Annotated in this window: 17 protein-coding genes; all 17 read right to left on the bottom strand. The window is 46.0% G+C overall.

The genetic code is table 11. The annotated features are described in order from the left end of the window. Nucleotides 1-4 precede the first annotated feature (4 nt). Nucleotides 5-1,990, bottom strand: a complete 1,986-nt coding sequence (gene accC, locus MF542_RS08680) for an acetyl-CoA carboxylase biotin carboxylase subunit (RefSeq protein ID WP_247018076.1) — start codon at nucleotides 1,988-1,990, stop codon at nucleotides 5-7. A gap of 17 nt (nucleotides 1,991-2,007) precedes the next feature. Next, nucleotides 2,008-2,241 (bottom strand): hypothetical protein, encoded by a 234-nt coding sequence (locus tag MF542_RS08675; RefSeq protein ID WP_247018074.1) that lies wholly within the window; start codon nucleotides 2,239-2,241, stop codon nucleotides 2,008-2,010. Between the two features lie 2 nt (nucleotides 2,242-2,243). Then, on the bottom strand, nucleotides 2,244-2,474 hold the full coding sequence (locus MF542_RS08670) for a hypothetical protein (protein ID WP_247018072.1): 231 nt from the start codon (nucleotides 2,472-2,474) through the stop codon (nucleotides 2,244-2,246). 20 nt (nucleotides 2,475-2,494) lie between these two features. Further along, on the bottom strand, nucleotides 2,495-4,027 hold the full coding sequence (locus MF542_RS08665; protein ID WP_247018071.1) for an acyl-CoA carboxylase subunit beta: 1,533 nt from the start codon (nucleotides 4,025-4,027) through the stop codon (nucleotides 2,495-2,497). 107 nt (nucleotides 4,028-4,134) lie between these two features. Further along, nucleotides 4,135-4,833 (bottom strand): ATP12 family chaperone protein, encoded by a 699-nt coding sequence (locus tag MF542_RS08660; protein WP_247018069.1) that lies wholly within the window; start codon nucleotides 4,831-4,833, stop codon nucleotides 4,135-4,137. Beyond that, complete coding sequence (locus MF542_RS08655) at nucleotides 4,834-5,271, bottom strand: hypothetical protein (RefSeq protein WP_247018066.1); 438 nt, start codon at nucleotides 5,269-5,271, stop codon at nucleotides 4,834-4,836. It lies immediately after the preceding gene. 1 nt (nucleotide 5,272) lies between these two features. Beyond that, a complete protein-coding gene (locus tag MF542_RS08650) occupies nucleotides 5,273-5,950 on the bottom strand; it encodes an HAD-IA family hydrolase (protein ID WP_247018064.1) in 678 nt (225 codons plus the stop codon). Beyond that, on the bottom strand, nucleotides 5,943-6,824 hold the full coding sequence (locus MF542_RS08645) for a glycosyltransferase family 2 protein (protein ID WP_247018062.1): 882 nt from the start codon (nucleotides 6,822-6,824) through the stop codon (nucleotides 5,943-5,945). Before MF542_RS08645 ends, MF542_RS08650 begins: the two co-directional genes overlap by 8 nt. A 15-nt stretch (nucleotides 6,825-6,839) precedes the next feature. Further along, complete coding sequence (locus MF542_RS08640; RefSeq protein WP_247018060.1) at nucleotides 6,840-7,373, bottom strand: dTDP-4-dehydrorhamnose 3,5-epimerase family protein; 534 nt, start codon at nucleotides 7,371-7,373, stop codon at nucleotides 6,840-6,842. Nucleotides 7,374-7,437: 64 nt separating this feature from the next. After that, entirely contained in the window at nucleotides 7,438-8,358 is a 921-nt protein-coding gene (locus MF542_RS08635) for a Gfo/Idh/MocA family protein (RefSeq protein ID WP_247018058.1), read from the bottom strand. Further along, complete coding sequence (locus MF542_RS08630; protein WP_247018056.1) at nucleotides 8,351-8,902, bottom strand: dTDP-4-dehydrorhamnose 3,5-epimerase family protein; 552 nt, start codon at nucleotides 8,900-8,902, stop codon at nucleotides 8,351-8,353. Before MF542_RS08630 ends, MF542_RS08635 begins: the two co-directional genes overlap by 8 nt. Before the next feature lie 8 nt (nucleotides 8,903-8,910). Further along, nucleotides 8,911-9,885, bottom strand: a complete 975-nt coding sequence (locus MF542_RS08625) for an RluA family pseudouridine synthase (RefSeq protein WP_247018055.1) — start codon at nucleotides 9,883-9,885, stop codon at nucleotides 8,911-8,913. After that, a complete protein-coding gene (gene crcB, locus MF542_RS08620; protein ID WP_247018053.1) occupies nucleotides 9,882-10,259 on the bottom strand; it encodes a fluoride efflux transporter CrcB in 378 nt (125 codons plus the stop codon). The genes MF542_RS08625 and crcB overlap by 4 nt, the downstream gene beginning before the upstream one ends. 116 nt (nucleotides 10,260-10,375) lie before the next feature. Further along, nucleotides 10,376-10,924 carry a PAS domain-containing protein gene (locus tag MF542_RS08615; RefSeq protein WP_247018051.1) on the bottom strand — a complete coding sequence of 183 codons (549 nt, stop codon included), beginning with the start codon at nucleotides 10,922-10,924 and terminating at the stop codon, nucleotides 10,376-10,378. Between the two features lie 181 nt (nucleotides 10,925-11,105). Next, nucleotides 11,106-11,999 (bottom strand): hypothetical protein, encoded by an 894-nt coding sequence (locus MF542_RS08610; protein WP_247018043.1) that lies wholly within the window; start codon nucleotides 11,997-11,999, stop codon nucleotides 11,106-11,108. Continuing rightward, on the bottom strand, nucleotides 11,971-13,269 hold the full coding sequence (locus MF542_RS08605; RefSeq protein WP_281501626.1) for a replication-associated recombination protein A: 1,299 nt from the start codon (nucleotides 13,267-13,269) through the stop codon (nucleotides 11,971-11,973). The genes MF542_RS08610 and MF542_RS08605 overlap by 29 nt, the downstream gene beginning before the upstream one ends. Nucleotides 13,270-13,304: 35 nt before the next feature. Next, entirely contained in the window at nucleotides 13,305-14,762 is a 1,458-nt protein-coding gene (locus tag MF542_RS08600) for a Do family serine endopeptidase (protein WP_247018039.1), read from the bottom strand. Between the last annotated feature and the right edge of the window lie 58 nt (nucleotides 14,763-14,820).

The raw sequence follows: 14,820 nt of genomic DNA, 5'->3' as shown, positions 1-14,820 counted from the left end.
TTTTTTATTCAAATTCGATGATTACTTCATCGACTGCCAAGCTGTCACCAGCTTTGGCTTTCACCGATTTCACAGTCGCATCTTTTTCTGCCCGGAGGATGTTTTCCATCTTCATCGCTTCCACAACAGCTAGTGCCTGCCCTGCTTTAACCTCATCGCCTTCTTGAGCAGAGACAGAAACGATAAGCCCTGGCATCGGACATAGAAGGAACTTGGAAGTATCAGGCGCTACTTTTTCTGGCATCAATGCATGCAGGGCCGCAGCGCGTTCTGTTTGAACACGGATATTTTCCGCAACACCATCGCATGTCAACGTCCACCCTAGTGGCTCGCGGTCAATTTCCATGGCAAATTCACGGTCACCAATCTTTGCGTGGAACACCGGCTGGCCTGGTACCCAGTTGCTAGTAATAGCAATACGTTTTGTGCCAATGCCAACTTCAGCATGGTCTTCGATTGGGATGATAGTTGTTTGAACATCTTCCCCCTCAATAGACACAATCCAAGCTTTTTCCTGCGGAGAACGAGGCTCTGCAATCTGTCCTTCAATCTGCGATGCACGTGAGCGTTCAACAGCATTGATGAAAGTTGCGGCAACAATCATTGCTTCCCTCACTTCAGGAGCAAGTGCACCACCTTCAAAGCCGTCGGGATATTCCTCAGCAATAAAGTTGGTTGTCATATCACCAGCTTGGAACTTCGGGTGCGCCATAAGAGCAGAAAGAAACGGAATATTATGTGCAATACCACGGATATAATATTCATCAAGCGCTGTACGCTGCGCTGCAATTGCCTCTTCCCGTGTTTCACCTGTTGTGATCAGCTTCGCGATCATCGGGTCATAGAACATGGAAATTTCAGCACCTTCATAAACGCCAGTATCCACACGCACTGTGTCAGACGCTTCTGGTGGCAGGTAACGTGTTAGGCGGCCAATAGATGGCAGGAAACCTCGGAACGGATCTTCCGCATAAACGCGGGTCTCCATAGACCAGCCTTTAAGCTTCACATCATCTTGCGTCATGGAAAGCTTTTCACCATTTGCTACACGGAGCATCTGTTCAACAAGATCAACACCGGTGATGTGCTCTGTTACAGGGTGTTCCACCTGCAAACGTGTATTCATTTCCAGGAAGTAGAAGTTCTTATTTTTATCAACGATAAATTCAACCGTACCTGCGCTGTGGTAATCAACCGCTTTCGCAAGTGCCACAGATTCTTCACCCATTGCTTTACGGGTAGCTTCATCAAGGAATGGGCTTGGTGCTTCTTCAATTACCTTCTGGTGACGGCGCTGAATGGAACATTCACGCTCACCAAGATAAATAACGTTACCGTGCTTATCACCCAACACCTGAATTTCAATGTGGCGTGGCTCTTCAACGAACTTCTCAATAAACACTCGGTCATCAGCGAAGCTTGTGCGCGCTTCATTCTGTGCAGAGATATAGCCTTCACGAGCTTCTTCATCATTCCAGGCGATACGCATACCTTTACCGCCACCGCCTGCGGATGCCTTGAGCATCACAGGGTAACCGATTTCAGCAGAGATTTTTACCGCTTCATCAGCGTCGGCGATAATCCCCATGTGGCCTGGTACCGTGGAAACGCCAGCCTCCGCGGCCAGTTTCTTCGATGTGATCTTATCACCCATTGCTTCAATAGCTTTTGGATCAGGACCAATGAATGTAAGGCCTGCAGCCTGAACAGCTTCCACGAAGCTTGCACGTTCAGAAAGGAAACCATAACCAGGATGGATCGCTTCCGCGCCTGTATCTTTGGCAGCTTGAAGAATTTTATCCGCAATCAAATAACTTTCAGCGGCCGCAGCTGGGCCGATATGAACAGCTTCATCAGCCATTTCTACATGCAGTGCATCTTCATCTGCATCTGAATAAACAGCAACAGTTTTAATACCCATCGCTTTCGCGGTTTTCATAACCCGACAAGCGATTTCACCCCTGTTTGCAATTAGGATCTTCTTGAACATGATGGGACCCTTTTTCCTTATGAATTCTTTTTATTTCCGCGCCTCCAGGCGAGGAACCATAAAACCAGAACCGAAGCAGCGCCCATTCCAAAGAACAGACTACCACCGATTGCACCAAATACCGCTGCACCAAGCCCAAAACCGAAAGCACCACCAAGCATCATGCCAAGCGTAAAGCTTGAGCGGCTCTCCGCCTTTGAAGCAGTGCCCTTAATGGTAGTTTCTAAATCTTTTGGGAGAGGTCTAGCCATCCTTAAGTTCCTTCACCAACGACCTTAAGGAGCTTCGCAACCCATTTTTTCGGCAATGTCATACACAGCAACATGACCCCAAATGAAAAAATCACGATGAATGGCAAAGTATCCTTTAAAAAGAACCAACCATTTCCTGTGCTTTCTGCACCAAAACGGTACAATACAAAGGTGGCGCCGACCACTAGACCAGCACCCATCAATCCATATATCGCCCGTTTGGTAATTTTCATTTTGAGACCTTCGCAACACCCTAAAGCGGAATATTATCGTGCTTCTTCCACGGGTTCTCCAAATGCTTGTTTGCAAGCTTACGGAGGCCTGTGATCACACGCTTACGTGTGCTGTGCGGCATAATCACTTCATCAATGAAGCCGCGCTGCGCCGCTACGAACGGATTAGCAAACAGGTCTTCATACTCTTTTGTGCGTTCAGCGATTTTCTCAGGTTCATCCTTTTCCTTGCGGTATAGGATTTCCACAGCGCCTTTCGCACCCATTACAGCAATTTCCGCTTTTGGCCATGCATAGTTCAGATCACCACGCAAATGCTTGGACGCCATCACATCATATGCACCGCCATATGCTTTGCGGGTAATAATCGTAATTTTCGGAACAGTTGCTTCACCGTATGCAAACAGAAGCTTCGCACCATGCTTAATGATACCACCATATTCCTGCGCAGTACCCGGCAAGAAGCCTGGAACATCAACAAGAGTAACGATTGGAATATTAAAACAATCACAGAAGCGAACAAAACGCGCAGCTTTCTTCGAACTATCAATATCCAGACAGCCCGCAAGAACCATTGGCTGATTAGCAACAATACCTACTGTCTGGCCATCCATACGTGCCATGCCAACGATGATATTGCCTGCATGATTAGGCTGAATTTCAAAGAAATCACCCTCGTCCACCATTTTGGTGATCACTTCATGCATGTCATATGGCTTGTTCGGGTTTGATGGGATCACGCTATCAAGGGAATCCTCAATACGGTCCGGCTTATCAAACGTTGGGCGAACAGGCGCTGGCTCACGGTTATTGAGCGGCAAGAAATCCATAAAACGGCGAAGTTGCGCAAGGGCTTCTACATCATTTGAGAAGGCTTTATCAGCAACACCAGATTTGGTTGTGTGCGTAGAAGCACCACCAAGCTCTTCCTGTGTAACCACTTCGTTTGTTACAGTTTTTACTACATCTGGGCCTGTTACAAACATGTAAGACGTATCTTCAACCATAAAGATGAAATCTGTCATCGCCGGGCTGTATACAGCACCACCAGCACATGGGCCCATGATCATAGAAATCTGCGGCACAACACCAGAAGCCAGAATGTTCTTCTGGAATACATCCGCATAACCACCAAGGGCTGCCACACCTTCCTGAATACGAGCGCCACCACTATCATTAAGACCAATAACCGGCGCCCCCACCTTCATGGCCATATCCATAACTTTAATGATTTTCTGTGCATGTGTTTCAGAAAGTGAACCACCGAATACGGTAAAGTCCTGGCTATATACATAAACCAAACGGCCGTTGATTGTGCCTGAACCCGTTACAACACCGTCACCTGCAAATTTGGTATCTTCCATACCAAAATCCGCACAGCGGTGCTCTACAAACATATCATATTCTTCGAAGCTATCTTCATCGAGCAAAAGATCAATACGTTCACGTGCAGTAAGTTTGCCGCGACCGTGCTGGGCATCGATACGTTTCTGACCACCGCCAAGGCGAGCCTGATTACGTTTTTCTTCGAGCCTTTCCAGGATTTCTTTCATTTTATATTTAGTCCCTTCTCCCTTTGCGCCAGATTTGGGGCGGCGCACGGGGCCGTAGCCCCTGAAAATCAAATCATATGTATATGGATTAGCCTGCTTTTGCCAGCCTAGTTATCCCGAACTAGTTTCAAAAACCTGCATGTTGCTTCTAAATCAGCGAGTTTTTCTTTACGTTTGTCTTCAACTTCGTAATCAAGCCCCCACCGTTCTTCCTGATAGGTAAGGTCAAGAAGGCTAGCGGCCCATAGTTCTTCAAAGGGCTTGTAGCCTTGCATATAAGCAAGCGCGAGCACTAGAGAGCCAAAGCCATTAGTAAATTCATGCAGCGCCGTCAACTCAAAGGGATCGCAAGCAATTACCTGCGCCGTAAGTTGATTCATTGCAGTTTCATCCTGCGCTACAGGCATGATGCCGTCTGTTGTCTTCAAATCTGCGTGTAGTGCACCCTTGGCCCATGCAAGATAGGGGTTCCATATCTCATTCTGACGCTTAATAAGTTCTTCCGGTTCATCGGCTCGGTAACAGAGAAGGTCGGTACCACCAAAATTAGCGATTTCGGCTGCGACATCATCCATCCGTTTTGCTACCCGGTCCAGCGCCGTGTTTGCAAGCTTAGTGATAGGCATCGTTGCGGTATCAACATCATCACTTTGCGCGCGCCATTCTTCTGCAACAGCCTCTGCCAAAGCCGCCGTTGGCATAACAAGCGTATCTTTGCCCGGTGTTTTAATAATGCGACCATCCAGCGCGACACCAAAACCACCGTCCATGGCCTCAACGGTTACATCTTTATAGAAAACTCTCATTCACTCAGTACCCTGCTCATCTTGAGCTTGTTTTTCTTCCTGCATTTGACGGGTTACCTCTGCATATTTTTTGCGAGAATACCTAGCCTCTTTCCTACGGCTGTTCTGGCGCTTTAAATCTGCACCGCCATCCATTTTAAACCCGCCGGAATATTGCATATCCGCCTTGCCTTTTTCATCAGGCTTGGTGATGACAACATCATATCCAAGCAACCGATTTCCAAGACGCGGCATGCGGTAACATAAAACAAGACACAGGGAAACAAGAACAGATAACATCAGCAAAAGCGCAAAGCCTGTAGCACCGCTGGCTTCGATAATCTCTTCTTCGTTCAAATAAGCAAATGCAGCCACTAGCGCAAACACCGCCGCAGCCACCAAAAAAACAACTTTGGGCTTTGATGCTTCCGCATTCACTTCATCTTTAATTTCACTCATATCAATCACCTATAGCTGCCTGCACCAAAGCGGGTACCTGATCATAATGAGAAGCAATATGTTTCGCGCCTACTTCCGCTAAAATATCTTCACTATGATATCCCCAATTTACACCAATAGGCGCTGTGCCAGCTTTCACAGACATCATAATATCATAACTCGTATCACCTATCATCACGGCGTTATCAGGGCTTGAACCTGCTTCAGCAAGTGCCGTTAAAATCATCGAAGGGTGTGGCTTTGAAGGATGCCCATCTGCGGTTTGTAGTGTTACGAAAAAATCTGTCAAATCATGTTCAACGAGAACTCTATCCAATCCTCTACGGCTATTGCCAGTAGCAACACCAAGCAAGTAACCCGCATCATTCAAAGCAACCAGAGCCTCACGAGTTCCATCATAAAGAGGGTCCGGTCCTACGCCCTGCCGGGTACGGCGATCATAAAATATCTGTTTATAATCATTCGTCATTGCGGCGTGAACATCTGCTCTTTCATTAGGCAATAAACTAGCTATCGCTTCATATAGGCTTAGGCCTACGATGGCGCGAACCTCTTGATCAGTTCGTCGCTCAAAACCCGCCTTATCAAACGTGTCATGCATTGAACCAATAATCATATGCTGACTGTCAACGAGTGTGCCATCACAATCAAAAATAACAAGTTTGTTGAACTTAGTCATGTGCGGGCCTCAATTTTATAATACGGTTGTTAGCTTGAATTGATACTTCTTGGCCATTCGCAGCCATAGCGCCCATTTTTGATAGTTGATCACGAAAATAAAAAGCCGCGTAACGCCTCTTATTCGTATCTAAAAGCAAACTTTCTATGGCCTCTGCTCTTACTGCCTGAAATGCATCATCATTTCTCAGTTTTTCAAGCCATTTTAGGGATTCAAGAGCGCGCTCTTTTGTTGGAGTGCCACGAGCACTGGAGTCCAAATGAATAGAGGTAAATTCTGGAACAGTTTTAAAGCGCATATCCTTTTGAGCAAACCACTGACGCCACATATGTAAATCAGACCACATGCCTTTGGGTTTAGGCGACCACCCTGTTGGCAATCTATTGTATGAATCCATTCTATGAGCAACGGTGGTAGGTCCAAAGAAGTTATACTTATTTTTCATCATCGCACGACGTGTTGCTACATCACTTAAATCACCCTGAAAAGCGATCAATTTTTGGTCTGGATACACACATAGATGTACCGTATTCAAAAAATCAAACTCCTGAAGATATGGCACCAACGTTTCAAGATGACTTTTATGCCATAAGTCATCATCCCCGAGATAGGCTACATACTTCCCTGTGGCAGCCTTAAGTGCGGCATGCCTATGCTTCTCCCCATTTCCTTCCCCTTTTGAGTTTTCAAAGAATGTTATGCGTTTATCTTTCGCACATTCCTTTGCCATTATATCAGAAGTTTTTTGGGGTGCTCCATCACCAACCACAAGTATTTCAAAATCTTGTACCGATTGCTCCTGAACACTTCTAATAGCCCAAACAATTGTTTCACAATTCGTATATGTGGGTATTACCACCGAAAATAAAGGCAAAGCGTTTACTCCGAATCAATCACGAATGGCATTTAAATACTGATCTACAGCATCATCAAACCGACCAGCATTCTTATCTTTTTCCGACAAGATAAGTTCTTTCACGCTCCAATCGAATTCGAGCGCTGGATCGTCATATCTAAACAGGAACTCATCCTCAGGGCTCCACGGCACACTTAACCCAGTGAGGTAGAGGGTATCTACACGAAAAGCAAACCCATGCCCCACCCCCGGTGGAATATATATTGTTTGAGCATTTTCCGGTATCAAAGAAAAACAACAATTATGTCGGAATGTCTTAGATTCTGGGCGCATATCGACCAAACCAAGAATAAGTTCGCCAGTAACAGCCATCACATAATCATGACGCATATAATGAACATGCATACCTCGTAAGGTGTTAGCTTTACTCTCAGAAATAGTTAGCTGTTGAAATTCAGTCCGGCACTCCGAGGCTTGATATCCCGCGTGTAACCATCCCCGTTCATCAGAAAATCTCTGATTTTCAAATATGATTACACCATCGGGCAAACTACTCATATCAGTCATACAGCACAGACCTTAACTTACTCTAACTTAATATTAGCTATGGCTATTAAAAACACCCAAAAATCTACTCTTCAAATGCAGCTAAACGTAATGCTTGTAAAGTCTGCATAACCATTATTTCATCAGCCACACTACTAAATGGTTTAGCCCCGCCTTTGATATATTCAACAAACGTCCTCAATTCCCTGATCAAAGGAAATTCATCAGAAATCTCTATTGTTGAAAGCTGATCAAGAGGCTTTCCATTCTTATCTATATGTCGAACCTCAAGAAAAGCATCGTGTGAATCATTTAAGGAAACAACAGCTTTCTCAAATCTAGCAGAAATAAGTCTTTCCATCTTCGGGTAAACGTCAGAAATACTGATTTCGACACTGGGAGAAGTACCTAAAAAAGCTGTCATCGCATGAACATCATTGCCATGCGTTACAGTCTGAACTGCCTTCACTTCCGGTAAATGCCCTAATATGTGCATCGCTATGGAAACATCATGTGGCGTCAAAATCCAAAATGCATCCACATCTTTGTGAGGATGCTTCCACTGAAGCCTTCTTGTAAGAAGGTTTTTTAGTGCTCCATATTTCCCAGTAGCTCTAAGTTCTGCAATTTTTTCAATACCAGGGTGATACCGCCACTTATGCATTACAAAAACACGATCCCCCATTCTCTGAGCAATATCTTCAGCCTGCTCTAAACTCGGCACCATCGGTTTTTCAATAAATATTGGAGCAACACCATTTTCTAGCGTCAACAAGGTTTCGTAGTGCCTAGCCGTGGGGACAGCAATGACATAACCATCCATTTCATTTGGCAGTTCTGATTGGTCGTAACAAACAGAAGAAGCTCCGGCTTCAAGCGCTAATGCCCTATTCTCTTCTCTATGTTCTGCAACGTGCACATCACAACCAAGCAGCAAAAGGTCTCGAAGAATATTTTTCCCCCAGCGACCGCAACCAATAAGTCCAATTTTTACAGCATCAGCCATGCGTATTTACCCACTCATCATATTCAGCTTGCATTACCGCAAGCGTGCCCGCAGCTTGATCTCTATCAGACAGCTGTACACTTCCTGTATCTGGCCAGTTTAATTTCAAATCAGCATCGAAAGGATGACAACCCATTTCATCTGCCATACTCCAGTATTCCGTTAGGCCATACATCGTGAGACTTGGCTGAGTGAAATAGAAACCGTGTGCTACACCCGTTGGAATATAAGCTGCTTTATGAGTTTCTGGTGTAATACTGACAATTGTGCTCTGCTGAAAAGTTGGCGAATTACGGCGCATATCATAGAGCCCCAACAGCATTTCACCTTCAATAACAACTAGATAATCCGCCCGGTTTTTATGTACATGCACTCCGCGCAAGGTACCAACATTGGATCTAACTAAATTCCATTGCACGAATTTCTTTTCAGGAACACGGTCTAAACGGAAAGCTTCGCAAAGAGTTCCTCGGCAATCGGTAATAGGCTTGAGAGGTGTGAGTATTACGCCCTCCGGCACTCCGACATTTACAGACTTTTCCATCTCACACTTTACTCATCAAGAATACTGTCGTCATAGTCCTCAATATCAAAGCCAAGCATATCAAAACTAGCTTGCATATGCTCTGGTAATGGGGCGGTAATTGTTACATTGCCGCCATCTGGATGTGGGAAAGTAATGAATCGACTATGCAGGTGCATCTTCCTGGAAATGCTTCCTGAAAGGAAGGCTTCCGGGCCACCATACTTGCCATCACCGATGATAGGGTGCCCTAGTTCAGCACAGTGCAGACGTAGCTGATGCGTACGCCCTGTATGTGGCTTAAGAGCAAGCCAGGCCGCTTCCTGTGCGGCCCGATCAACTACAGCATAATCTGAAATAGATTTCTTGCCGTCTGGTGTTACCACCATGCGCTCATTACCCTTGATAGGTGCTTTCTCCATTTTCAGAATGATGCGCCCATCCGGTACTTTTGGAACACCTCGCACAAGGGCAAAATAGCGTTTATCTGTTTCTTTTGTCTGAAATGCCGCAGCAAGCGCGCCAGCCGCATTAGCTGAACGGCCTAGCAGAAGCACGCCAGAAGTATCTTTATCTAGCCTGTGAACAAGACGCGGTCTGTGTTTAGAGCCAAATTTCAGGAAATCCAACATGGCATCAAGATGCTTCACCTGCCCTGTACCGCCCTGTGTTGGCAGGCCAGCAGGCTTATTAATCGCGAGAACATCATCATCTTTGTAAATAACCAGGCTTTGAAGCTCTTCAATATCAGCCTCGCTCATACGTAACTTCGGTGCTCTGGGTTCCTGTTTTGGCACATCACCAAGCGGTGGAACGCGAATCATCTGCCCTTCTGCAACCCGTTCGCTGCCTTTCACACGCTTACCATCAAGACGGACTTCGCCTTTGCGCATAATCTTCTGGAGCTGACCAAACCCAACATGAGGATAGTGGCGTTTAAACCAGCGATCTATGCGAACGCCTTCATCATCTTTTTCAACTTTAATGTTCTGAACGCCACTCATAATAAAACCTTACCAAGCCACATGCCTGCAAATAAACTTAATACACCAATAATAAGGGAACCAAAGGTATACAGCCCAGCGCCTTGCCAATCTCCGCGCTCGATCATTAAAGCTGCTTCAAGCGAAAATGTGGAGAATGTTGTAAAGCTACCTAAAAGCCCGACTGTAAGAAAACCACGCAGTTCCTGCGAGGCCTCAAACTTCATGGCAAATCCCGTGATTAGAACACCCATAATAAGGCTGCCAATCATATTCACGGAGAAGGTGCCGTATGGAAAACCTGAACCGAGCACCCGCATAATGCTGACAGCAACAAAATGACGTAACAACGCCCCAGTTGCGCCCCCAAGGGCTATCGCAATCAGCATATTCATATGAGTGCTTCTTCGTTCCCAAACTATTCATCTTTGCCGCGCACCATAGAGGAAACAATGAGAATTTGGAAGGCTTGCGTTTTATTGAATAAAAACTGGATATTTCAGCATTTTAGTTACCAAGAAGCGTTCAACCAGCCACGAATTTTTTCTGATACTGGTGCGGGTACAACAAAAACTTGGCACTCCCCTTCAATATTCCTAAAAGGAAACATACCAACAGTTACATCAGTTGAATATTCACTGTCTGTTTTCAAAGGCGCTGTATGCGCTGTTGCAAACCCGGGTTTTCCTTCCTTGAGTACGTATCTCATCAGGTCTCGACGGGAATTATAGCAATCAGCGTTAGTGAATTCATGGAGATACTGTCCTTGAAGCGAACCGTTCGTTAATTCTGCGGCGGAGGTACCTTGAAGGTATAATTTATATAGATCTTCTGAATCTTTCATCTGACGTTCGAACAACATCATCCATTTAAGTACTGTTTTCACATGGACAGGTGAGAAATCTTCTTTTGCAGGGATTTCTCCACCCTTCAAATTGCTCCAGTAATTATCAAACTCGATAGCAGGGTGCCTTGGATCAAGATCCTCACGCTTCAACAGCTTTAGAGGAGCATTACACAAAGAGGCACAATGTTCGCCCCAGCGAAAGTCTTCGGTCATACGGTTTCCTCACCTAGAGCATCACACCAACACACGCGAAGGTTGTGTGCCCTATTCCCCCTTACCTACCTTCCCCAAGGCAGTACGCACTTTAAAATATATAACCAAAAACTGAACAAATGGTAAAACGATTATCTACAAATAAACCAATTGCTATATACAAACATTAGTTGTTAAACTTCTACTTGATACCAAAAATCCAACCTTCGGTTTTTCTTATCTTTGGAACAAGATCAGCCGGCTGCCAATACTGCTTTGAATTCGCGATATCTCTTAACCCCGCAGATGTTACTAGTGCATCAGTGACATCATCTATCTTCTTGGGCAATTCACCTTGGTAAGCTTTAGAATTCAAGCCCTGTAGCGCTATATTAAGTTCTGTAGATGATCGCATTTTCCCTTTGTGGCCACCTAGCTTTGCAAAAAGAGCGGCATAGATTTCCACAAGACATATTCGCGCTGTGTTTGGTTCATCAAAGGGCCATACCGCGATGTCAGAGCATTCTTGCAGCAAATGAAGCATATGCATCGTAGAAAGTGCAGACTTCCCGACCTGGCTGGCTCCTATAAGGTTGAAAACACTTTCACATGGCCCCGCACCAGTTTCGATACAGATACTTTCCGTTCTGCGCATCCTACGGCTATAACATTTACCTTTTCGCCCACCATGCTGCTGAAAATATTCGCTGTATTCCTCAACGAACGCACCAGAAAACAGGTCAACGTCCTCTACACAGCAATTCGCTATTTCTTGCCAAAGTTCTGGAACTGTTTCAGGGAATTCCCTACCAGGGAAATACGCATTTTCATCATCAAACGGCACGCCAAAGGCAGCATCAATGCCAATAAGTATCTTCGCCTCAGCAGGTAAACCACTCCCTGCCTTGATCCAGTCTGTAACTTCCGTGCGGTTCCAGTATCTTTCACCAGATGGCGGGGCAACAATGGCAGGAGCACTATCTCCGGCTTCGCAGATAGCTATAGCTATTCCTTTATGGCGCTTCCCTTTTGCGCCAGACCAATCAATGCCAATGAAATGTGTAAAACTATTTGTTTTTCTTAAGCTTTGCGGCATGTTCTTCACGAACCTTGGCGAAGTACGTCATGCGTTTTTGGATATCGCGTTCAAATCCCCGCTCTACAGGACTGTAAAAAGTCTGTCGTTCCATATCTTCCGGGAAGAAATTCTGCCCCGAGATACCACCTTCCACGTCATGATCATAGATATAGCCAGCACCATATCCCATCTCAGCCATCATTTTAGTTGGCGCGTTGAGAATATGAGCTGGCGGCATAAGACTACCCGTTTGTTTAGCCACAGCCTTGGAAGCTTTCTCAGCCAGATATGCTGCATTAGATTTAGGAGCAGACGCCAAATAGATGACAGCCTGTGCAATTTGCCCCTCTCCTTCCGGGCTGCCTAGAAATTCATAAGCATCTTTCGCGGCCAATGCTTGATGGATAGCTTCAGGGTCTGCCATACCAATATCTTCGCTGGCGATACGTACTAGGCGGCGAATGATATAAAGCGGGTCTTCTCCCGCTGTCAGCATGCGAGCCATCCAGTAAAGCGCACCATCTACATCCGAACCACGCATGGATTTATGGAATGCTGATATAAGGTTATAGTGGCCGTCACGATCTTTATCATAAGATGGTGCACGTTTCTGAAGAAGCCTGCCAATATCCTCTGTTGAAAGAACATCCTCCCCGGCCAAATCAAAAACAGTTTCAACACAGTTCAGCAGAAACCGACCATCCCCATCAGCCATCGCTTTAAGGCTTTCTCGGGCTTGTTCATCAACAGGCAGTAGTTTGCCCACTTCATCTTCCGCACGTGAGAGCAACTCTTCCAGCATGCTGTCATCATGCCTGTTAAGCACCAACACCTGCATTCGGGAAAGAAGTGCACTGTTTATCTCAAAGGATGGATTTTCAGTGGTAGCGCCAATCAATGTAATGGTGCCGTCTTCCACATATGGGAGGAAACCGTCTTGCTGCGACCGATTAAATCGGTGGATTTCATCCACAAACAGAAGCGTTCCACGCCCTGACATACGGCGCATCTTTGCTGCTTCAAAAACCTTCTTGAGATCAGCAACCCCAGAAAAAATGGCTGATATCTGTTCAAAAGCCAGCTCAGCATGATTAGCTAGCAGTCGGGCAATCGTTGTTTTCCCAGTTCCCGGAGGTCCCCACAAAATGAGCGAGCTGATACGTCCACTTGCCACCATCCGTGCAAGAGAACCGCCCTCGCCCAGCAAATGTTCCTGCCCGACGACTTCAGAGATATCTTTTGGCCTGAGCCTATCAGCAAGAGGACGCGGCCCTGAGGCAGCGTCCATTACGTTTGGTTGTTCAAAAAGATCACTCACCAACTTTACCGAATATCACGACAGCGGTAGGAGCGGTTTGGTACGATCACACATTCACGTACGCGGCCGCGGCGCTGAACTTGATAGACAAAACGCTCCGCATTTTCATCCAGTGATGCAAGGTCTTCAACACGTTCAACCGTATTGCCGTTTACACCGAGAATAATATCGCCAGGTGCTACGAACTGGTAACGGCCAGCTGCTGTTCTGCGCTCAACCCTAAGCACCACCACACCTTCAAGGAATGGATCAACCTGAATTTCCTCATTAAAGCGTGGAGAAAGGTTAGCCACAGTCACCCCTTGGAACGGATGACGCCCATCCAGTTTAGTAAGATTGCGCTCTACTGGCTCAGGCGGCAGTGAGAGTGTAAGTGTTTTTTCCTGAATAAAACCTTCGGAGAGTACGGCTAGAGGCACATCAGCACCATTTTCCATTGTTGCAACACGGAAGTTAAGCCCAGGCTCATCAATAACCTCTTTACCGTCTACAGCCATGATCACATCACCAATCTGAACATCAGCGAGTGCTGCAGGGCTACCCGGATATACTTCATCAACCAAAACACCACCTGCGCGATCAAGGCCAAGGCCTGACGCTAACTCATTAGTTACACTCTGCCCGCGAATACCGAGCCACGGACGTGCAAGCTGTCCTTCGTTTAAAGCCGCGCGAAGCACTGAGTTCACCATATTGGCAGGTACGGCAAAACCAATGCCATTTGACGCACCTGTACGGCTGTAAATCGCTGTATTGATGCCAAGCAACTGGCCCTGCATCCCAACAAGCGCACCGCCAGAGTTACCCGGGTTTACCGCAGCATCTGTTTGAATAAAGAAACCAAAATCAGAGATACCTTGTTGAGTACGTGCTGTTGCAGAAACAATACCGCTGGTTACGGTTTGCCCCACACCAAAAGGATTACCAATAGCAAGGACAAGGTCACCAACCAGTACATTATCAGAATCTGCTAGCGTTAGTGTCGGCAAACGTTCTTCGCGGGCATTAATTTGCAGGATCGCTAAGTCTGTTTTCGGATCAGCCAAAACAACATCAGCTGCAAACTCTCGCCTATCAGAAAGTACTACGCGAATTTCATCTGCACCTTCGATCACATGGTGGTTCGTAACAATCACACCGTTGGGGCGTACAATAACCCCTGAACCAAGTGACCCCTGAATTCTGTCTTTAGGACTACCACCAAAACTGAATTGATCACCGAAGAAGCGCTTAAAGAGCGGATCATCAAACATTGCTGATCGTCTGGCCCGCACCACTTTCGTTGTATAAATATTCACTACAGCTGGGGCTGTATCCTTCACGATAGGTGCATATGAAAGCTGCACCTGTGCGTTTGAAGACGGCACCTGCCGGTCCGCATTTTCATATTGTGCTGAAGCACCAGCAAATGCAGAAGCAACCAAGGCACCACACAAGAAAATTTTCCTGCTTAAACGTCTCATGAAATTCTCACTCTCCAAACTAGTCATAAGCCTTCTAAAAGACCGAACCTATTTTCTA

It is taken from the genome of Kordiimonas laminariae (assembly GCF_023008165.1).
Taxonomy (GTDB): Bacteria; Pseudomonadota; Alphaproteobacteria; order Sphingomonadales; family Kordiimonadaceae; genus Kordiimonas; species Kordiimonas laminariae.
Note: the sequence above shows the minus strand (reverse complement) of the source record. Positions and strands in the feature narration are given on the sequence as shown.